Source organism: Microbispora sp. GKU 823 (assembly GCF_002027145.1).
GTDB lineage: Bacteria > Actinomycetota > Actinomycetes > Streptosporangiales > Streptosporangiaceae > Microbispora > Microbispora siamensis.
Genome location: NZ_MWJN01000015.1, coordinates 95,852 through 114,549, shown reverse-complemented (window position 1 = coordinate 114,549; position 18,698 = coordinate 95,852). Strand labels below are relative to the sequence as shown.

Annotated in this window: 15 protein-coding genes and 1 pseudogene; 6 read left to right on the top strand and 10 right to left on the bottom strand. The window is 73.5% G+C overall.

The window, feature by feature from the left end:
• Nucleotides 1-688: 688 nt before the first annotated feature.
• The 3 genes from B1L11_RS11275 to B1L11_RS45075 are packed head-to-tail and all read right to left on the bottom strand — an operon-like array spanning nt 689 to nt 4,817.
• Entirely contained in the window at nt 689-1,441 is a 753-nt protein-coding gene (locus B1L11_RS11275; protein WP_079314416.1) for a hypothetical protein, read from the bottom strand.
• A complete protein-coding gene (locus B1L11_RS11270) occupies nt 1,441-2,421 on the bottom strand; it encodes a MinD/ParA family protein (RefSeq protein ID WP_079314415.1) in 981 nt (326 codons plus the stop codon). Before B1L11_RS11270 ends, B1L11_RS11275 begins: the two co-directional genes overlap by 1 nt.
• A gap of 41 nt (nt 2,422-2,462) precedes the next feature.
• Complete coding sequence (locus tag B1L11_RS45075) at nt 2,463-4,817, bottom strand: collagen-like protein (RefSeq protein ID WP_143737184.1); 2,355 nt, start codon at nt 4,815-4,817, stop codon at nt 2,463-2,465.
• Between the two features lie 565 nt (nt 4,818-5,382).
• Between B1L11_RS45075 and B1L11_RS11250 the strand changes: the two genes are divergently transcribed.
• Nucleotides 5,383-6,672, top strand: a complete 1,290-nt coding sequence (locus tag B1L11_RS11250) for a deoxyribodipyrimidine photo-lyase (RefSeq protein ID WP_079314411.1) — start codon at nt 5,383-5,385, stop codon at nt 6,670-6,672.
• Here the strand turns inward: B1L11_RS11250 and B1L11_RS11245 are convergent.
• Both B1L11_RS11245 and B1L11_RS11240 read right to left on the bottom strand, forming a co-directional pair.
• On the bottom strand, nt 6,633-7,472 hold the full coding sequence (locus B1L11_RS11245; RefSeq protein ID WP_218671032.1) for an AraC family transcriptional regulator: 840 nt from the start codon (nt 7,470-7,472) through the stop codon (nt 6,633-6,635). The genes B1L11_RS11250 and B1L11_RS11245 overlap by 40 nt on opposite strands.
• Before the next feature lie 139 nt (nt 7,473-7,611).
• Entirely contained in the window at nt 7,612-8,229 is a 618-nt protein-coding gene (locus B1L11_RS11240; protein ID WP_079314410.1) for a TetR/AcrR family transcriptional regulator, read from the bottom strand.
• Between the two features lie 67 nt (nt 8,230-8,296).
• Here B1L11_RS11240 and B1L11_RS11235 point away from each other — a divergent pair, with 67 nt between their 5' ends.
• Nucleotides 8,297-8,704 (top strand): PPOX class F420-dependent oxidoreductase, encoded by a 408-nt coding sequence (locus B1L11_RS11235; RefSeq protein ID WP_079314409.1) that lies wholly within the window; start codon nt 8,297-8,299, stop codon nt 8,702-8,704.
• Between the two features lie 63 nt (nt 8,705-8,767).
• On the opposite strand, the pseudogene B1L11_RS50325 reads toward B1L11_RS11235, so the two are convergent.
• The 5 genes and pseudogenes from B1L11_RS50325 to B1L11_RS11220 all read right to left on the bottom strand — a co-directional run.
• Nucleotides 8,768-8,905, bottom strand: a pseudogene (locus B1L11_RS50325) (SelB C-terminal domain-containing protein); the annotation flags it as partial.
• 189 nt (nt 8,906-9,094) lie between these two features.
• Nucleotides 9,095-10,564, bottom strand: a complete 1,470-nt coding sequence (locus tag B1L11_RS11230) for a GTP-binding protein (RefSeq protein ID WP_256862418.1) — start codon at nt 10,562-10,564, stop codon at nt 9,095-9,097.
• Nucleotides 10,564-10,782 (bottom strand): hypothetical protein, encoded by a 219-nt coding sequence (locus tag B1L11_RS48075; RefSeq protein WP_218671031.1) that lies wholly within the window; start codon nt 10,780-10,782, stop codon nt 10,564-10,566. Before B1L11_RS48075 ends, B1L11_RS11230 begins: the two co-directional genes overlap by 1 nt.
• Nucleotides 10,716-11,837, bottom strand: a complete 1,122-nt coding sequence (gene selA, locus B1L11_RS11225; RefSeq protein WP_218671030.1) for an L-seryl-tRNA(Sec) selenium transferase — start codon at nt 11,835-11,837, stop codon at nt 10,716-10,718. Before selA ends, B1L11_RS48075 begins: the two co-directional genes overlap by 67 nt.
• 115 nt (nt 11,838-11,952) lie before the next feature.
• Nucleotides 11,953-13,821 carry a hypothetical protein gene (locus B1L11_RS11220; RefSeq protein WP_079314408.1) on the bottom strand — a complete coding sequence of 623 codons (1,869 nt, stop codon included), beginning with the start codon at nt 13,819-13,821 and terminating at the stop codon, nt 11,953-11,955.
• Nucleotides 13,822-14,039: 218 nt separating this feature from the next.
• Here B1L11_RS11220 and B1L11_RS11215 point away from each other — a divergent pair, with 218 nt between their 5' ends.
• The 4 genes from B1L11_RS11215 to B1L11_RS11200 all read left to right on the top strand — a co-directional run bounded on the left by B1L11_RS11215 (nt 14,040) and on the right by B1L11_RS11200 (nt 18,691).
• The gene (locus B1L11_RS11215) at nt 14,040-15,206 is read left to right on the top strand and encodes a pectinesterase family protein (protein ID WP_218671029.1); all 1,167 of its coding nucleotides are present in this window, start codon (nt 14,040-14,042) and stop codon (nt 15,204-15,206) included.
• 54 nt (nt 15,207-15,260) lie between these two features.
• Nucleotides 15,261-16,022, top strand: coding sequence for an IclR family transcriptional regulator (locus tag B1L11_RS11210; RefSeq protein WP_079314407.1), 762 nt, complete (start codon nt 15,261-15,263; stop codon nt 16,020-16,022).
• Nucleotides 16,023-16,116: 94 nt separating this feature from the next.
• Entirely contained in the window at nt 16,117-17,652 is a 1,536-nt protein-coding gene (locus B1L11_RS11205) for a caspase family protein (protein ID WP_079314406.1), read from the top strand.
• 169 nt (nt 17,653-17,821) lie between these two features.
• A complete protein-coding gene (locus B1L11_RS11200; RefSeq protein ID WP_079314405.1) occupies nt 17,822-18,691 on the top strand; it encodes a hypothetical protein in 870 nt (289 codons plus the stop codon).
• The last annotated feature ends 7 nt before the right edge of the window (nt 18,692-18,698 follow it).

Sequence of the window (18,698 nt, the reverse complement as noted above, 5' to 3'; positions counted from 1 at the left end):
TGGCCGGAGGAGGGACTGCCGGAGGAGGGACTGCCGGAGGAGGGACTGGCCGGAGGAGGGACTGCCGGAGGAGGGACTGCCGGAGGACTCATGGGCCGTGCCGGACGAGCCTCCGGATGAACCGGACCCGGCCTTGTTCGCCGCCTGTGTGCCGGGCCCGGCACCGCCCGGCGCGTCCCCGGCGTCGTCGGATTCGTTGGCGGGTTCGTTCGCGGCGCCGTCGGAGGAGTCGTCGGGCGTCGAACCGGACGAATCACTCGGGCTATCGGACGAGTCCTGCGCCGTACCCGACGCACCGCCGGAGCTCTCCGAGGACTCATGGGCCGTGCCGGACGAGCCTCCGGAGGAACCGGAGCCGGTTTTGTCCACTGCCTGAGTGTCGGGCGCGGCGTCGCCCGGTGCGTTCGCGGAGCCGTCGATCCGCGCTGTCACCCGCGCCGCCGGAGCCGCCCGACGACGAGGAATCCGACGAGGCGTCCGCGGGGTCGTTGGGAGGTGGGCGGCGGCCAGGGGGGGCTGCGCCTTCTATCGGGTGGGGGGGCGTGCCAGGCCGGGCTCGGCCGCGGCGGCCCAGGGCTGCGCGACGACGGCGCGCCGGTGGCGGATACCGCGGCCAGGAGCAGGCCGGAGACCAGGGTGGCACGCCGGGAGGACATTCGGGGGGGTCATTGAGGGGCTCTTCCTCGATCTAGGGAGTGGGCCGGGGACCGATGAGGGACTTCCAGCCCGCCGCGGCGAACTCGGGCGTCCCTGGGAGAGCGGCTGCGGGTACGGACGGAGGCGTCGGGTCGGGGATGTTGACCCAGTCGCCCTTGTCCGCACCGCGCATATCGGGTTTCCACGCCATCAGCAGGCTCATGGCGTATGGGCTGGAGTAGACGGGTCCGGTGGCACCGGCACCCGTGGTCGCCGTCACCTGCACGAGGACGGAGACCTGCACCTGGTCCTCGGAGCGGACCTTCCATTGGACGCCGATCGTCTGCGTCCGCAGAGCCGCCCCGGCGGGGAGGTCGCCTTCGGGGGGAAGGCCGAGGGTCTCCCGCCAGCCGCGTACGGCGTCGCGAGCACCCTCGCGCGCCGCCTCACGCTGGTCCGGCGGGGCGTACAGCGCGGCCGCCTGTTCCGCCTGACCGACGTCGAGCGTCCAGGCGGCCTCCAGGGCGGCGGCCGCGGCGGACGCCGCCCCGACCTCGGTGTGGGGGAAGCTCACGGGGTAGCCTCCGTCGCCCTCGTGACCGGCGGGCGCCGCCAGCGCGACCGACGGCGCGGTGACGCGCGCCGGCGTGGACGGCGCCTCGGTGTGCCGGGTCTGCAGCACGATCACCGCGACGGCGATGACCGTGACGACCCCCGTGATGGCGACGATCAGGTGCCGGGGATCCCACCGCCGAGGCGGTCCCAGGTCCCAGTCGAGCGCCGGATCGGGGATGACCGGTCCCACTACTTGCTCCGGTCTGGCCGCTGTGAGAACGCCTGCCCGGCGGCCGCGGCGAGGCGCAGGTACGCGCCGCGGGTGGTGGGCCGCAGCCTCGCCAGGTCGACCTCCGCGCCCTCCTTCAGATGCGGGTCGAACGGCACCCGCACCACCGTGCGGCAGCGTCCGGCGAAGTGGCGTTCGAGCAGGTCGACGTCCACGTCTGACTTCGGCTCGACCGCGTTCAGCACGACGATGGCGTTCTTGACGAGGTGGCCGTGGCCGTGGGCGGTGAGCCAGTCGAGGGTCGCGGCGGCCGAGCTCGCGCCGTCCACCGCCACCATGGTGACCAGCACGATCTGGTCGGCGAGCTCCAGCGTGGCGCCCATGGCGCCGTGCAGGAGCCCGGTGCCGCAGTCGGTGATGCAGATCGAGTAGTAGCGCTCGATCAGATTGGCGACCGTACGGTAGTCCTCGGCGTTGAACGCCTCGCTGACGGCCGGGTCGGTGTCGGAGGCGAGCACCTCCAGCCGGGCGGACGACTGCGAGGTGAACGCGCGGGCGTCGGCGTACCGGACGATGTGCGGCGCCTCGGCCAGCAGAGTCCGGATCGTCGCCGCGGTCTCCGACTTGACCTTGATGCCGAGCGTTCCCCGGTCGGGGTTGGCGTCGATGGCGATCACCCGGTCACCGCGCAGCGAGGCCAGCGTGTTGCCCAGCGCCGCCGTCGTCGTGGTCTTCCCCACCCCGCCTTTGAGGCTCATGACCGCGATCCTGTGGTGACCGCTGGCGACGGGCGTCTGGGCCTGGGCGATCAGTGTGCGCCGTTCCAGCTCCGCCGCCGACTCCGACGGGATGATCCGGCCGCCGGAGAGCTGGTAGACGAGCCGCCGCCAGCCGCCGGTGGGCTCGATGCGGCGGTTGGTCAACAAGTGTTCGGCCGTGAGAGGCACGCTCTCCGGGAACTGCTCGGCGGGAGTGGGCACCGGGGTGCGGATCTCGGTCATGGGCGGGTCCTTTCACCGAGGACGGGAGGAAACAGGGGCGGTCAGCAGGTGCTCCATCGCACGGTGGCGGTGCGTTTGCCCTTCGGGCCGTGCAGTTCGAGCGGCGCCGTCACGGGCGAGGGGACCCCGCACCAGTAGCGGACGCGCAACGCGCGCACGGTGAGCACGTCGGTGTGCCCGGGCTTGAGCGTTCCACTGGACGGCTCGACCACCAGGCCGGGCGCCGATATCCGCCATTTCACGGGTTTTCCGGAAGTCGTCGAGAGAGTGATGGTGCCCCTCCCGAACGCGTCGAGTGTGATGACGGACGGCGCCTGCACGCCCCAGTTCCCCATCAGGAAGGCACCGGGGGATGCGGGAGTGTCCGAGGTGGCGCCCTGTCCGCCGGGCTGCGCGGCACCCCCGGCCGCGGTGCCCTGTTGTCCGCCAGGCTGCGCACCGCCTCCGGCCGCGGTGCTCTGTCCGCCGGGCTGCGCGGCGCCTCCGGCGGCGGTCGCGGTCACCGTGGTCTGCGGCGTGCCCGAAGCCGTGCTCGTGGCGCCCTCGCCCGCCGCCGCACCACCCGCCGCGGTCCCACCGGTCGTGGTGCCGCCCACCGCCGCGCCGTCCGTCCGTCCGGTCGCCGACGGGTTCGCGCCCGTCCCCGTGGGATTGGCGGACGCCTGCGCGACGCTCGCCTCCAGCGATCCCTTCTGGGATTGGGAGGCGGGAGCGAAGAGGTTGATCCCCGTCACGGTCCCGGCGGCCCCCGCGATGACGACGATGACGATCCGTAACGCGGTCGCCCGAAGGAGCGTGCCGACCCGGGCCAGGACCTCGATGATCCTGATCTGCGCACCGGCGACCGGCCGGTCGGTGAGGTCGGCCTTTCCGACCGCGTCGGCGGTATCGGGGACGTGCGCGGGGGCGGGGACCGCCTCGGCTGCGTGCGCCGGGGCCTCCCTGGCCCTGATCTGCGAGAGCAACGCGTTGTAGAGAGGCGTGTCCTGCCCGGGGGGCAGTTCGGCGGCCTCTCCGGAGGCCGGGTGCGCCCCCCGCGCCGCCCCGGCCGCGCCCAAGTAGCCGAGAGACCCGGCCGATCCAGCGGGCCCAGCGGATCCAACCGGCCCAGACGATCCAGCCGGCCCGGGGGACCCAAGCGACCCCCTTGACCCAATCGGCCCGACTGGCCCGGGCGAGCCCGTCCCCTGCGACCCTGGCGATCGGGTCGCGCCCCGGGACCCGGGTGATCGGCTCGCGCTCGACGGCCCGGGGAACGGGTTGGGCCGTTGCGTGCCGCGTGACTTCGGCGTCCCGGACGGCCACGGCAGGCTCGGCTGGGTGTCCTCCTGCGAGAAGGCCCGCACCGGGCGCTCCGGCAGTTCGGGTACGGCATCCGCCGCTGTGCCGGCAGGGCGCGGCGTTTCCGGCTGCGCGGGCCGGAGCAGGCGGCCGGGTCCGGTGTCCTCCCGGTCCTCCCCGGCCTCCCGGTCCTCCCGGGACGGCGGGCGGGACTCCTCGCCGGACACGACCGGAGACAGGCCGGAGTCGGGCGGCGCCGACGGCGGGACGGCCGGAGGCGACGCGGGAAGCGCCGGTGCGGGGGTGGCAGGAACGGGCGCGGTGCCCACGGGAGCGGACAGCGGCATGCCGAACGACGAGGGAGGCCGGTGGCCCGTCCGCTCCGCCGGAGTGCGCCGGGCCCTGTCCAGGGCGTCCAGGAGTCGCTGTCTGGTCTCGGGCGTGAGATCGGCGACCGGGGGGCGGGAGAGGATCTGCGGAACGGTGTATCGGATGTTGATGGGCCGCTTGCACACCACGCACGTCACGATGTGCCGGAGCAGCGCCGTACGGGCGGCGCCGAAGTCGGCCGCCTCGCCGTGCTCGTCCGGGAAGACGGCGGCGGCCAGCGGCGCGATCTCCGGGCAGATCGGGCGGCCCCGGGCGAGGCCGTCCAGCCCGCTCACGAGGATCTCCACCACGTCCTGGGTGCGCGCGATGAGCCTGCCGGCCTCCTTCAGCGGCAGGGCGAGCACGTACACGAGATCCCGCAACGGGAGTTCGTGGCGGTAGAGCAGGAGCAGCGTCTCCGCGCCCAGAGGATCCGCCAGGCGCCACGCGCGCCGCACCGCGAGGTGGTCGGGCCCGCCGGGACCGGGTCCGGGCAGGAATCCCCGCCCCGGGCCGGTGGCGACCTCACGGCGCAGCGCGGACAGCAGCCAGGCCCGGTCTGAAACGTTCCCGGGCCGTTCGCGGGCGGCGCACGACTCCAGCGCGGCGATCACCGCCGCGAGCATGGGGCCGGACTCGAGGTGGCCCGAGGCGTAGTCGACGAGGTGCGCGCCGTGCTCGTCCACCCATGCCATCCCCCGGCCGGGGTCGAGCGTCACATCCCCGACGGGCGGGTTCATGCGCACCGGGGCAGGGTGAGGATGACGACGGCGTCATGTTCGGCCAGAGCATCACTGCGACTTAGGCTGCGCACTTGCCTAACAGGAAATCTTGATGCATACCGATACATAGAACGAGATCTTAGACTGACTGCGTTGTGTTGGGAAGGAAAAGAACCAGAGAAATCGTGAGTTGAGGATAAGCCGCAAATAACACCGATATGGTCATCCGAAAGGGGCCCAGACGCGGCGCCGTTATCGTCTCCCGACTTGTCTGGAGAAGTCGCGGCTCATACCCCGCCTCTCCTCTTCGAGGGCCGGATGACCTGGCCTTTCATTCTCTTTCCACGCATCGGACACATCGGCTGCGACAGGGTTTCCGTGCCCGACTTTCGCCCTTCATCCGATCGCCACATCCGATGTGAATAGCCTTCATATTTCCGGGGAATAACCAGCTTTCCATGCTTTTTCGGCATTACAGGACGCGCACGACCGGTCTCGGCGTGAAGCAGCCCCCACCGCCCGACGAAACGATCTCGCGATTTACTCGGCAGCCGCAACCATCGGGCTGATCGGCGGCGAAGAGGTACGCGTGGAGACCGTCGTCGTGCTGTTCAACCGAGACCTGCGAATCCATGATCATCCGGCACTGTCCGAGGCGTGCGCCGTGGCCCGGCACGTCGTTCCGTTGTTCGTGTTCGACCCCGCGATCGGGGCCCGGCACCGACGCGACTTCCTCCACGCGTCCCTCCACGACCTGCGGGCGTCCCTGCGCGCGCTCGGCGGCGACCTCGTCGTACGGCATGGCGACCCGGTGGCGCACGCCGTACGGGCGGCCGGGGAGGCGGGCGCGTCGGCGATCTGGGCGAGCGAGGACGTCAGCCCGCTGGCGCGGCGGCGGGAGCGGCGCCTGGCTGAGGAGTGCCGGGCCCACCGGCTGGAGTTCCGCCTCTTCCCCGGGGTGACCGTGGTGCCCCCCGGCGCGCTGCGACCCGGCGGCGGGAGCCATTACCGGGTCTTCTCGCCGTACTGGCGGGCCTGGTCGGCCACCGCGAGGCGGCCGGTCCTCGGCGCGCCCCACCGCCTGCGCCTGCCGCCCGGCATCGATCCGGGCGTCCTGACCGAGGCGTCCCCCGACCCGTTCGGGATCGTGCGGGGCGGGGAGAGCGAGGCACGGCGGCGGCTGGAGCGGTGGGTGGGCGACGGCCTGGCCTCCTACGCCGAGACCCGCGACCGGATGGCGGGGCGCACCTCGATGCTCAGCGCCTATCTCCACTTCGGCTGCGTGTCGCCGTCGGAGGTGGTCCACCGCGCCTGTGAACGGCCCGGCGGCGAGGAATACGTCAGGCAGCTGTGCTGGCGCGACTTCCACTACCAGGTCGTCGACGCCTTCCCGGACATGGGCCGGCGCGACTACCGGCCGAGGGACGTGGAGTGGCGGCGCGACGAGGAGGCGGAGGCCGCCTGGCGGGAGGGCGCGACCGGGGTGCCGATCGTGGACGCGGGCATGCGCCAGCTCCGCGCCGAGGGCTGGATGCACAACCGGGTGCGCCTGGTCACCGGCTCCTACCTGACCAAACGGCTCGGGATCGACTGGCGGGCCGGGCTTGAGCACTTCGCCGAGTGGCTGCTCGACGGCGACATGCCGAACAACTGCGGCAACTGGCAGTGGGTCGCGGGAACGGGCAACGACACCCGGCCCTACCGCACGCTCAACCCCCTGCGGCAGGCCAGGAGGTTCGACCCGGAGGGGGAGTACGTGCGGCGCTACGTCCCCGAGCTCGCGTCGCTGCCCGACGACCTGGTCCACGAGCCGTGGAGGGTACGCGGCGGGGTGCCGGGCTACCCCTCCTCTCCCCTCGGCGGCGAGCTCAGGGCGTGACGGCCGCTGTGCCCGTCCCGCCATCGGCTGGGCGGCAGGCCGGTCTGACGCTGGAAGAACGTGGTGAAGTTCGCGGGATCGTCGAAGCCCAGCCGCTGCGCACACCGCGCGACGGACAGGTCGGTGTGGGCGAGCAGCCGTTCGGCCTCCAGCAGGATCCGCTGGTCGAGAAACTGTTTGGCGCCCACTCCGGCCGCCGCGCGGGTGGCCCGGGTGAGGGTGCGGGGCGTGTAACCGAGCGGGCCCGCGTAGTCGGCCACGTGGTGCCAGGTGGCGAACGACTGTTCCACCGCGGCCCGGAACCGGCGGAACACCTCGTGCTCGGGGCCGTCGGAGCCCGGCGCGGAGCCCCTCTCGGGGACCACCCGCAGCACGAGCGCGGCGAGCAGGTGGGCGAGGATCGGCGCCGACGCCGGTTGGGGAGCCGTCAGGGCGGCCGCGTACTCCCTGCCCAGGTGGTCGGCGGCGGCCAGGCAGAGGGGCCAGACGTCCTCGCCGGCCCGCCAGGTCGCAGGGGCGAAGACGTCGGCCGCGGCCTGCGCCGCGGGTCCCGTCGGGGGAAGGACGTCCTGCTCGAACAGCACGAGGGACCCGTCGACCCGGTCGACGTCGGTCCAGCGGTGCACCACGCCGGGGCGGATCCACACAACGGTGCGTTCACCCAGCGGATGGTCCACGAAGTCCGCCGTGTGCCGGCCGCGCCCGGAGCGGATCAGAGCCAGGACGTGAAAGTCGGGACGCTGGGGGCTTGCCCGGCGGCCGTCGGGGTCCATGCGCCGCAGCGTGTCGAAGCCGAACACCTCGACGCCGAAGTCCGCGAGCCGGACCGCCGAGCGCTCGATGCCCGGCCGCCACGTGCCGATCCGCTCGGCGGCGGGCCGGTAGGCGATCGAGCCGCTAGACGATCGAGCCGTTAGGCGGAGAACAGGACCATCCTGCTCATGAGTCTCTTCTCGTCATCGCGGCGAGCTGGCCGGCGACCCACTCGCGGTAGTCCTTCGACAGCGGATCGACGCCGACGATCCCCTCGACCATCCGGGGCAGCGCGATGGGCGCGAAGGCCAGCGCGTAGGCGACGAGCAGGACGAACTCGGCGTCCAGATCACCGGTGATCTCGCCCTCCTCCTGGCGGCGGCGGGTCCGCTCGACGGCCTCGCGCAGCCGGGCCCGCTGCGCCGCCGCCCACTCGTCGTCGCCCGCGGAGGCCGCGCTGTCCCCCAGCGCCTGCCAGACCACGAGCCGGGACCAGTCCGGGTTGTCCAGCGTCGCGTCGAGGTGGGCGGCCACGCTCTCGGCGTACGTCGCACCGGGCGGCGTCACGCTCTGCTGCGCCCGCGCCCACCTGCGCCGCAGTTCCTCGACGAGCCCCTGCTTACCGCCGAAGTAGTACGAGATGAGCTGCTGGTTGACCCCCGCTCGCGCCGCGATGGCGGCCGTACGGGCTCCGGCGTACCCCTTCGCGCCGAACTCCTCGACCGCCGCCTCCAGGATCCGCTCGCGGGTCCGTTCCGCCGCCTTCCCCCGCTCCTGAGGTGCGCGCCGCGCTGCTGAAGCCATGCGCGCACCCTAGCCAATCAAGTGCTTGAATGACAAATGTCAATCAACCACTTGATTAGGATGAGCCGTGATCTTCACAGAGCGCGAAATCGAGTACCTCGACGGCCAGCGGATCGGGCGCCTGGCCACGCTCCACCCGAACGGCACCCTCCAGGTGAGCCCTGTCGGGTTCCGCTACAACCGTGAGCTGGGGACGATCGACATCGGCGGGCGCGACATGGCGGCCAGCCGCAAGTTCCGCAACGTGCTGGCCAACGGCAAGGTGGCGTTCGTCGTGGACGACGTCCCGTCCGTCGATCCCTGGCAGGTGCGGTGCCTGGAGATACGCGGGCGCGGCGAGGCGCTCGCCGAGCCCACCGACTCGAACGCCCCGCTGGCCGGCCCGATCATCCGCGTCCATCCGCAGCGGATCATCAGCTTCGGCGTCGACCCCGGCAACCCCGCCGCCGGCAAGCGCGACGTCCCGGAGGCGTGAGCGTCTCCCACGCGCCCGGCGCCCTCGCGGAGTCCGCGAGCGGCGCCGGGCCGCCACGGGGCGCTACGGCTCGACGGTGGCGGGCCGGCAGCGGCGGTGGACCTCGTCCACCCGCTCGGTGAGGCCCTTGCGGTCGAGGTGTTCCAGCAGCGGCACCGCGACCCTCCGGCTGGTGCCGAGCGCGCTCCTGGCCTGGCTGACCGTGAACGGCTGGGCAGCCGGGCCAGCAGCGCCGCCGCGCGTGCGTCCGCGCCCGGCGCGAGCACGACGCCCTCCGCCACCCGCAGCAGCGCCCCGGCGCGTACGGCGGCGGCCAGCTCGCGCGGCCCGAGCCCCAGCGCGGCCAGCCGCCCGGCCTCCGGCGCCTGGAACGGGGCCTTGGCCAGGTCGTCAAGCAGGGCCCGCACCGCCCGGGCGACGGGAGCGGGCAGCCCCGCGGTCCCGGTCACGACGCGGCCCGTCGTGGTGATCCGCCCGTCGGCCACCGTCAGCGGCGGCCGTACGAGCGCCGTCACGAGCCGGCGGTCGGGCAGGCCCAGCTCGTGGCGGGCGGCCTCCACCGGCATCCCGGGCTCCAGGGGGTGGTCGGCCGCGTACCGCCGTACGACCTCGGGGAGCCGGGCGGACAGCCCCGACCAGTGATCGGGGTCGGCGTGCCAGCCGGCGGCCACCGGCCGTCCCTCGGGCGGGCAGCCCATCGCGACCAGCTCGCCGTCGCGCAGCAGCAGGTGCGTACGCAGGAGGGAGGCCGCGTCGGCCGACGCGTCCGCCAGCGCCTTGGCGCGCTCCCTGGCCGCCCCCCGGCGGCGCAGCTCCGGGGGCCGCACGTCGAGCACGGTCGCCCGCGCGAGCACCCGCAGCTCGCCCTGCCCCCGGCCCGGGTCCCGCAGCAGCAGCGCGTCTCCCAGGTGCAGGGGAAGCGGCCGGGCCAGGCGCAGCCGGGCCGCCGCCCCCTCTGTCTCCCGGGCCGAGCGGGCGCACCTCGCACGGCACCGACGCCGAGCCGATGTGGGCGGTGAGCCGTGCGGGCAGGGGTCCGCGCGCGCCCTCCGCCATCGTCACGCGCACGTCGGCCAGGCTCGTCGTCGTCCAGGCGCCGGGCGTGACGAGGGCGTGCCCGCGTTGCGGCGCGATCCGCCCGCGCAGGTTGAGCGCCACCCGCGCGACCCCGGTGACCGACTCGACGTGCTCCTTCAGCGACTCCAGGCCGCGCACCCGCACCGGTTCGCCGTCCAGCTCCAGCTCGTCGCCCACTTCGACGCGCCCGGCGGGCAGCGTGCCGGTCACGACGGTCCCGCTGCCGCGCACGCTGAACGCCCGGTCGATCCACAGGCGTACGGGGGCCCGCGGATCGGGCGCGGGCAGCGCCGCCACCAGCCGGTCGAGGGCGGCGCGCAGCCCGTCCAGGCCCTCGCCGGTGCGCCCGCTCACCGCCAGGGCCTCCACGTCGCCCAGCCCCGCCGCCGCCAGCCGGTCGCGCGCGTCCTCCAGCGCGGGCGCGGGGTCGCCCAGGTCGGCGCGGGTGACGGCGAGCAGGCCGTGCCGTACGCCGAGGGTGCGCACCGCGACCAGATGCTCCTCCGACTGGGGCATCCACCCCTCGTCGGCGGCGACGACGAACATCACGGCGGGCACCGGTCCGACCCCGGCGAGCATCGTGCCGAGGAACCGCTCGTGCCCGGGCACGTCGACGAACGCCACCCGCTCCCCGGAGGGCAGCGTCGTCCAGGCGTAGCCCAGCTCGATCGTGAGCCCGCGCCGCCGCTCCTCCGCCAGCCGGTCGGGCTCCATCCCGGTCAGCGCCCGCACCAGCGTCGACTTCCCGTGGTCGACATGTCCGGCCGTGGCCACGACGTGCATCAGCCGGCCGCCTTCAGGACGGCCTCCAGGACCTCGCCGTCCCGCTCCGGCGGCACGGCGCGCAGGTCGAGCAGCAGGCGGCCCCCTTCGGCCCGGCCGACGACCGGCGGCTCTCCCCGCCGCAGCGGTGCGGCCAGCGGTTCCGGCAGGCTCACGGCCGTGCTCGGCAGGCGCACTCCCGGGGCTCCGCCCCCGCCCACGGTCGCCTGCGCGGGCACGGCCGCCGCGTCCACGCCGGCCTGGCACAGCGCCTTGACCAGTGCCTCGGCGCGCTCCCCGAGGGTGATCGGGTCGGCGTGGAGAGCCTGCGTACGGGGGGCTCCGGGCCCCGCAGCGTCGCCTCGAGCGCGGCCAGCGTCAGCTTGTCCACGCGCAGCGCACGCGCGAGCGGGTGACGCCTGAGCTGGTCGACGAGGTCGCGGCGGCCGAGCAGCAGGCCCGCCTGCGGGCCGCCGAGCAGCTTGTCGCCGCTCGCGGTGACGAGGTCGGCGCCGGCCCGCAGCACGCTCGCGGCGTCGGGCTCCTCGGGCAGGAGCGGATCGCGTTCCAGCAGCCCTGAGCCGATGTCGACGACCACGGGCACCCCCAGCCCGGTCAGCTCGGACACCTCGACCGAGCCGGTGAAGCCCTCGACCCGGAAGTTCGACGGGTGGACCTTGAGCACGAACCCCGTCTGCGGCCCGATCACGTCCCGGTAGTCGGCCAGGGCGGTGCGGTTGGTCGTGCCCACTTCGCGCAGCCGTGCGCCGGTGGACACGAGCAGGTCGGGAATGCGGAAACCGTCGCCGATCTCGACCAGCTCGCCCCTGCTGATCACGATCTCCCGCCCGGCGGCGAGCGCGGTGGCGGCCAGCACGAGGGCGGCGGCGTTGTTGTTGACCACGTGGCCGCCCCCGGCGTCGGGCACGGCCCGGGCGAGCGCCTCGACCGCGCCCGCCGCCCCCGGCGCGCCCGCGCCCCCGTGGCCAGGTCGAACTCCACGTCGGTCGCCCCCCGCCGCCACCGTCACCGCCTCGACGGCGGCCGCGGACAGCGGCGCACGGCCCAGGTTCGTGTGGAGCAGCACGCCGGTCATGTTGATCACAGGGCGGAGGCTCGTGGCGTGGCGCGGCAGCGCCGCCAGCGCGACGTCCGCGACGTCCTCCGGTTCGATCTCGCCCTGCCGCACCCGCTGCTGCGCGCACGCGACCGCGTCCTTGACCGCCGGACGGCCGAGCCGCTCGATGGCGGCGACCAGCCGCGGATCGGCCAGCACGGCGTCGGTGCGCGGCACCCGCCTCCGTGGATCCACACTTCAAATTACAGCGATGGCGCACGGCCGCCCGCGAGGCCGGGCCGTGCGCCGAGGGCACGCCGGCGGGGGACCAACGGCGTGCCCTGGTTCTTCGTCAGCCCTGGCAGTTGACGGGATAGGCCGCCTGCGCCGTCGGCTTGTTGTGGTTCAACACCTCGATCTTGACGGTTCCGTCGGTCTTCTCGGCCCGCGTCCAGTACCAGGCCTGGATGCCTATCACGCCGCCCTCGGGGACCGTGTGGGTGAAGGTCTGCTGGGCTACGCCGTCGACCACCCAGCGGTAGGTGATCTCCGTCCCCGCGGGCGCCTTGAACTCGCCGAAAGCCGTCACGTAGGGGGCGACCACGCAGTCGCCGTAGTAGCCGACCGACTCGATCTCGGTGATCTGCACCGTGCCCGGCGACGGGTCCGGCGCCACGCACGTCCAGCTGTACGGCGCCTGCTTGACAGGCTTGTTCTGGTTCAGGATCTCCAGGCGGACGACGCCGGAACCGCTGGACCTGGCGTTGCCGTACCAGAAGTCGCCGATCGTGCTCCGCACGCCGGGCTTGAGCTGGGCCGTCCTGAGCACGCCCGGCTTGCCGTCGACGACCAGGCGATACGTGACCTCGGCGTCGCGGTCCGTCAGGACCATCGCGCTGGCCCGCATCGGGAACGAGCCGTCGCACTCGCCTTTGAAGTGAGGCGTCAGCATGTACTCGACGGTCAGGGTGGCGTCGCCGCCCTCGGCCACGCACGTGAAGGTGAACGTACGCTGGGCCGGCTGGGCGGGGCCGCCTTCGGCCTGCAGCGCGATGGTGTGGGAGCCGCTCCGGGTGGAGTCGAGGCTCCAGGTCGCGGACACGTTCTGCACGCGAGGCTGGTCGCCGGCGGGGAAGTCGGCGAACTGCTGCTGCCACGCGGAGCCGTCGAGGCTCCACCAGTACTCGACCCTCTGCGCCGCGCCCGCCGGGAGCGAGATCTGGCCGGTGGCCTGGTACGCGACGGGCTCGAGGCAGCTGCCCTCGTAGTCACCGGGCGTGAGGTCGGTGATCCGCGGCACCGGCGTCTGCACGGGCGGCGGCGTCGGACTTGCCGAAGGACTCGGGCTCGTGGACGGACTGGACGAAGGCGACGGGCTGGGCGACCGGCTGGGCGGAGCCGACGGGCTCGGCGAGGTCGGCGGCGTGGTCGTGCAGGTCACGGTGTAGGCGGCCCGCCCGGAGTCGCGGCCGCCGGCGTTGACGATGCGGATGGCCTTCCAGCCCGCGGTCGAGCTGCCCACGGCCAGCGGGAGCGTGACCTGGCGGCTGCGCGGGCCGCCGGCCGCGAAGAAGAGCGACTCGAGCCGGCCCTCCCCCGTGCCGCTGTCGATCCACCGGTAGTAGACCTTGGCGGGCGTACGCGACACCTGGATGGTGCCCGTGAACGTCACCGTCGTGGGGCAGGCGCCCCGGTAGGTCGCCGGGCTCGCGCTGACCGCGGCCGCGGCGACCAGCGGTGCGCCCGGCCCGGCGGGCAGCGGGTGGGCGGTGTCCCAGATCACGACGGCGCCGGTGCACCGGACGTCGAAGCGGCCCTTGGCCGACAGTCCCTTCTTGCCGAGGATCTCCACGGCCTGCCAGCCGGAGGTGCTGCGGTCGAACGTCTGCCGGTCCCGCACGACCACCTTGCGCGCACCGTTGACGCGGAAGCTCCTGATCGCGCCCTTGCTCCCATCGCCGCGCACCCAGCGGTAGCGCACGGTTCCCTTGCCCTTGGCCGCCACCACGGCGGAGAAGCCCACGGTGGTGGGGCAGGCGCCGGTTCTCGTGGCCGGGCTCGCCTTGACCCTGGCCACGGCCGTCTTGACGACAGAGGCCGGCCTGGCGGCGGCCGACGTGGAGGTGGGGGCCGTCATGGGAGCGGGGGCCGCGAGCACCGGAGGGGCGGTCAGCAGGCTGCCGAGCAGCGTGGCGCTCAGCAGCGTCGCCGTCCATCTCATCGGGGGTCCTTTTCGTTGTTCACGGAAGTCGTTGCTCAGGAAAGACGGGCCATGCTGTCCGATCCGACTTGGAGATCACTTGACACCGGCTTGTCACTGCCGCCCCAGCCGTTTTCCGGCCGTCGTTGACAGGGCCGGAGGCGGATCTTACGGTGCTGCTGTTCGCAGTGTGTTCGCATTTGGGAAATCGATTCACATACATGACCAGAGGAGCCGTCATGTCGTCCCTCACCCCCCTGATCGGCCGGCGGCAGGTGCTGGCCGGCGGAGCCGCCGCGGTCCTCGGACTCGCGGTGGCGTCGCCCGCACGCGCCGCCCACGTGCTCCCCTTCGGCCGGTACGGCTCGCCCCGCCACCGGCTGAACGACCGCACGCTCTACGTCGACGCCGGGGGACGCGGCGACCACACCACCGTCCAGGCCGCCGTCGACGCGACCCCGGACGCCCCCGCCGTGGGCTGGACCCTGGTGATCGCGGCGGGGACCTACCGGGAGACCGTCCTCGTGCCACAGGCCAAGACCGGCCTGTGCTTCCTGGGGGCGACCGGCGACGCTCGCGACGTGGTGATCGTCTACGACAACGCGGCCGGCACGCCCAAGCCCGAGGGCGGCACGTACGGCACCAGCGGCAGCGCCACCACCACGATCCAGGCCGACGGCTTCACCGCCGCGCACGTCACGTTCGCCAACGACTGGCTGCGGGCCGACCACCCGGACATCACCGGCACCCAGGCGGTCGCGGCGAAGGTCATGGGCGACCGGTCGTACTTCGAGAGGTGCCGCTTCCTCGGCCACCAGGACACGCTGTACGCCGATACCCGCGCACTGGCCTCCTTCGCCCGGCAGTACTACCGCGAGTGCCACATCGAGGGGGACGTCGACTTCGTCTTCGGCCGCGCCACCGCCGTCTTCGAACGGTGCGAGCTGAGCACCCTGGCCAGGGACGTGACGTTCCGTCCGTACGGTTTCGTGTTCGCGCCCAGCACCGCCGCCGCCAACCCGCGCGGTTATCTGGCGGTGCGATGCGTGATCAACGGGCCCGCGGCCGACGCGTCCTTCGGCCTGGCCCGGCCCTGGCGGCCCAGCAGCGACCCGACCGCCCTCCCGTCGCTGGTCGTACGCGAGACCTGGATGGGCTCCTCGATCGACGCGGCCACGCCGTACGTGGACATGACCTCCGGGTATCACTGGCAGGACGCGCGGTTCGGCGAGTTCCACAACGTCGGTCCGGGCGCCGCGATCCCCGTCCCCGAGAACCGGCCACAGCTCACCCCGAGCAGGCCGCCGAGCACACCCCGGGAGCTACCTCGGCGACTGGCGCCCCGGCCCCGCCCTGCTCCCCCGCCCCTCCGGCCGGTGACACCCTTCTGGCGGTCCCGGCGGTAACGGCGGACTCCTCGTCCGCGAGTTCCTGGTAACCGCCTCGGGAGGGGAGTTCCCATGGACGTGCGGGACCACGCCGGCGCCGGTCCCGGCCGGGAACCGGCGCTTCGATCCGGGACGCTGAACGGACGCGGCGTCCTCGAAGGGGCGTTCCACCTGCTCGACGTCCTGGCGGCGGCCGAGGAGGGAGCCGGTCTGTCCGAACTCGCCCGCGACGCCGGCATGCCGAAGGCGACCACCTATCGCCTGCTCCGGCAGCTCGCGAACCTCGGCGTGGTGCAACGGCACGGGCAGCGCTACTTCGTGGGGCCGCGGCTCGCCCGCCTGGGCGCCGCGTGGCAGCCCGACCCGCGGCTGCAGGCCGCCGCCCGCGAACCCGTACGCCTGCTGTCCGCGCTGACCACGACCGTCACATTCCTCACCGTGCTGGAAGAGGGCCGGATCAGGGTGATCACGGCGGCGCGGGGAGAGATCAGGGAGGTGCCGCCGGTCCTGCCGGGCTCCGAGCTGGCCGAGGCGACCGCCGCGGGCCGGGTGCTGCTGATGCGGAGACCGGACGGCGACACCGCGCCGCCGGGGTTCACGCTCGCCGAATGGCGGCGGGCCCAGGCGGCCGCCCGCCGGTCGGGTTCGGTCGCCGTCGATCACCAGGAGGTCCTTCCCGGGGTCTGCTGCGTGGCCGTACCGGTCCGGCGCCCGGACGGCGAGATCGTCGCGTCGGTCAGCGCGCTCGCGGTGCGGCCGGCGGTGCCGGCCGGGCTCACCGAACTCGTGCTGCGTGCGTCGAGGGAGATCACGCGCAATCTCGGCCGCACCTGACACCCGGTCCGCTGAGTGGACCGCGCTGTTTCCTCCCCCGGGTTGCGCGGCCGACACTGCATCGGCAGGGACCGGCCCGTGCAAGGGAGCCGCAATGGCCGCTGAAACGACCCGGCTGACCATCCAGATCGCAGAGGAGAACGCCGACCCCCACGAACTGGAGGACCTGACGGCCCGGCTCCGTGCGGAGTTGCTGGAGATCGACGTGGTGGCGGCGGAGGCCGAGCGGGGGGCGCCACCGCCACCCGGCGCCAGGGCGGTCCTGTCGTTCTCCCTCGGCGGCCTGGTGGTCTCCCTCGCGGGCACGGAACTGCTCGCCGCGGTCGTGAGCGCGGTGACGGCCTGGCTGACCCGTGACCAGCACCGGTCGGCGAAGCTCACGATCGACGGCGACGCGATCGAGCTGACCGGTGTGCCGTCCGGTGAGCAACGCCGGCTGACCGATCTCTGGGTGCGGCGGCATGAGGCCGTTCGCGCCCCCGCCGGGACCCGGAGCGCTCTCATCGTGGCCGGCGACGAGTACCGCGATCCGGGGCTGCGCCGGCTGCGCGCTCCCGCACGCGACGCGGAGGCGCTGGCCCGCGTGCTCGGCGATCCGGCGATCGGCGGCTTCCACGTACGGACGCTGCTCAACGAGCCCACGCACGTGGTCAGCGAGATGGTCGAAGAGTTCTTCACCGACCGCGCCCCGGACGACGTGCTGCTGCTGCACTTCTCCTGCCACGGCGTGAAGGACGACAACGGCGAGCTGTACTTCGCCACGCCCACCACCAAGCTGAACCGCCTGGGGGCGACCGCGGTCTCGGCCGAGTTCGTCAGCCGCAGGATGAGCCGCAGCCGGTCCAGGCGCATGATCCTGCTGCTCGACTGCTGCTATGCGGGAGCGTGGGCACGAGGCGCGGTGCCGCGCGCCGGCATGGGCGTGCACGTGGAGGAGCAGTTCGGCGGTCGCGGCCGGGTGGTGATCACGGCGTCGAACGCGATGGAGTACGCCTTCGACGGCACCGAGCTCGCCGACGCCCAGGAGCAGGCGCCGTCGGTGTTCACCCGTGCCCTCGTGGAAGGGCTGGAGTCCGGGGACGCCGACCGCGACCAGGACGGCTACGTCGGCATCGACGAGCTGTACGACTACGTCTACGACAAGGTCCGGCAGACGACACCGGGTCAGACCCCGGGCAGGTGGGCGTTCGACCTGCAGGGCGATCTCTACGTCGCGCGGCGCGCCCGCCCCGTCACCGTGCCCTCTCCCCTGCCGGCGGAGCTCCAGGCGGTCATCGACAGCTCCATTCCCCGGGTCCGTGCCGGGGCGGTCGAGGAGCTGCGGCGCCTGCTGGGGACCCGGCACGAGGGCCTCGCCCTGGCGGCACGGCTGGCGTTGCAGGAGCTCGCCGACGACGACAGCCGCACCGTGTCCACGGCCGCCGCCGAGGCCCTCGCCACCGGCAGGACAGCCGCACCGGCATCGCCGTCGACGTTCCCGCCCTCCGCGCCACAGCCTGAGCCGTTGAAGTCTCCACCTCCCGCGACCTCTGTCCGGGCCACCCCAGGCGAGCCCGCTCCGTCCGCATCCACCCGCCCCGCGGACGACCGCGCCGAACCGGTCCCGGGGGGTGGTCACCGCCCCTGGTGAAGACATGCCGGGCCGATCGGTCGCGTCACCCCGCCCGGAACCGCTTCCGGCCACGCTGCCCCCCGCGGGACGGGCCATGTCATCCGTTTCCGCCGCGGCGACGCCGTCGTCGCCGACCCCGTCGGAGGGTACGGCGGGGATCCGGAACCGAGTCCTCGGGGCGCTCCGGTTGCGCGACCGAGCCCTCGACCTCCGGGTGCCCGCCCTTCTGGCGGCCTTCCTGCTGGCGAGCGCGGCGCTCCCATGGCTGAGCCCGATCGCCACGCTCTGGCAGTGGCTGCTGGTGGCCGCCGCCCTCGGGGCTGGACTGCTTGCCCCTGAGGGACGGGCTCGTGAGATCACCCTCGGGTTCGCCGTCGGCCTGGGCGCGGTCATGCTGGGGCTGCTCGCGTTCTACTCGGACGAGTACAGCAGCGCCTGGAGCGTGTGGATCGCAGCGGCCGCGACCCTGCTCGTCTTCGCGGTCGTCATGCTGGAGGGTCCGCCGGAGACGACGCGATGGTCACGGCTCGGGGAGCGTGTCGTCAGCCTGATCGCGGTGGCGGTGATCGCGGCCCACCTGGCCTCTCCTGAACGTATCGCCTACGACCCCGGGGAGACGCAGCAGTGGTGGGGAGCGACGGTGGTGACGGCCGCCTGCCTCTGCCTGCTCGTCGTCCGCGGCATCGAGCAGCGACGCGACACCCGAGCCCTCGTCGCGTTCCTCCTCGGCGCCGCCGCGACCGTGCTCGTGGTGCTCGACCTCGGCCGGGCCGAGGCGGTCACCACTTACCTGCCCACTCTGCTCGTCATGCTGCTGCTCGGCGTCCGCCCGGCCCGCGGGCGACCGGAGTTCCTCGCCGCCGCCCGGCTCTCCCTCATCGCGGGAGTTCTGCAGGGCGTCGTCGACCACGGTTTCGTGAACCGCACCGTCCGGACGTTCATCACCGACACCGTCGCGAAGGAGCATCTGATCCTCCAGCTCGTCGCGGCCCTCCTGGTCGCGATCGCCGCCTACACGGCCAGGGGGAGGTCCTCCCGCTCACCGCGGCAGGAATAGAGCCGGT

What these genes read in the sequence shown, in the direction of transcription:
- B1L11_RS11270 (WP_079314415.1), bottom strand. Translation starts at nt 2,421, where the DNA reads ATGACCGAGATCCGCACCCCGGTGCCCACTCCCGCCGAGCAGTTCCCG.
- B1L11_RS11205 (WP_079314406.1), top strand. Translation starts at nt 16,117, where the DNA reads ATGGCCGCTGAAACGACCCGGCTGACCATCCAGATCGCAGAGGAGAAC.
- B1L11_RS11210 (WP_079314407.1), top strand. Translation starts at nt 15,261, where the DNA reads ATGGACGTGCGGGACCACGCCGGCGCCGGTCCCGGCCGGGAACCGGCG.
- B1L11_RS11215 (WP_218671029.1), top strand. Translation starts at nt 14,040, where the DNA reads ATGTCGTCCCTCACCCCCCTGATCGGCCGGCGGCAGGTGCTGGCCGGC.
- B1L11_RS11220 (WP_079314408.1), bottom strand. Translation starts at nt 13,821, where the DNA reads ATGAGATGGACGGCGACGCTGCTGAGCGCCACGCTGCTCGGCAGCCTG.
- B1L11_RS11240 (WP_079314410.1), bottom strand. Translation starts at nt 8,229, where the DNA reads ATGGCTTCAGCAGCGCGGCGCGCACCTCAGGAGCGGGGGAAGGCGGCG.
- B1L11_RS11230 (WP_256862418.1), bottom strand. Translation starts at nt 10,564, where the DNA reads ATGCACGTCGTGGCCACGGCCGGACATGTCGACCACGGGAAGTCGACG.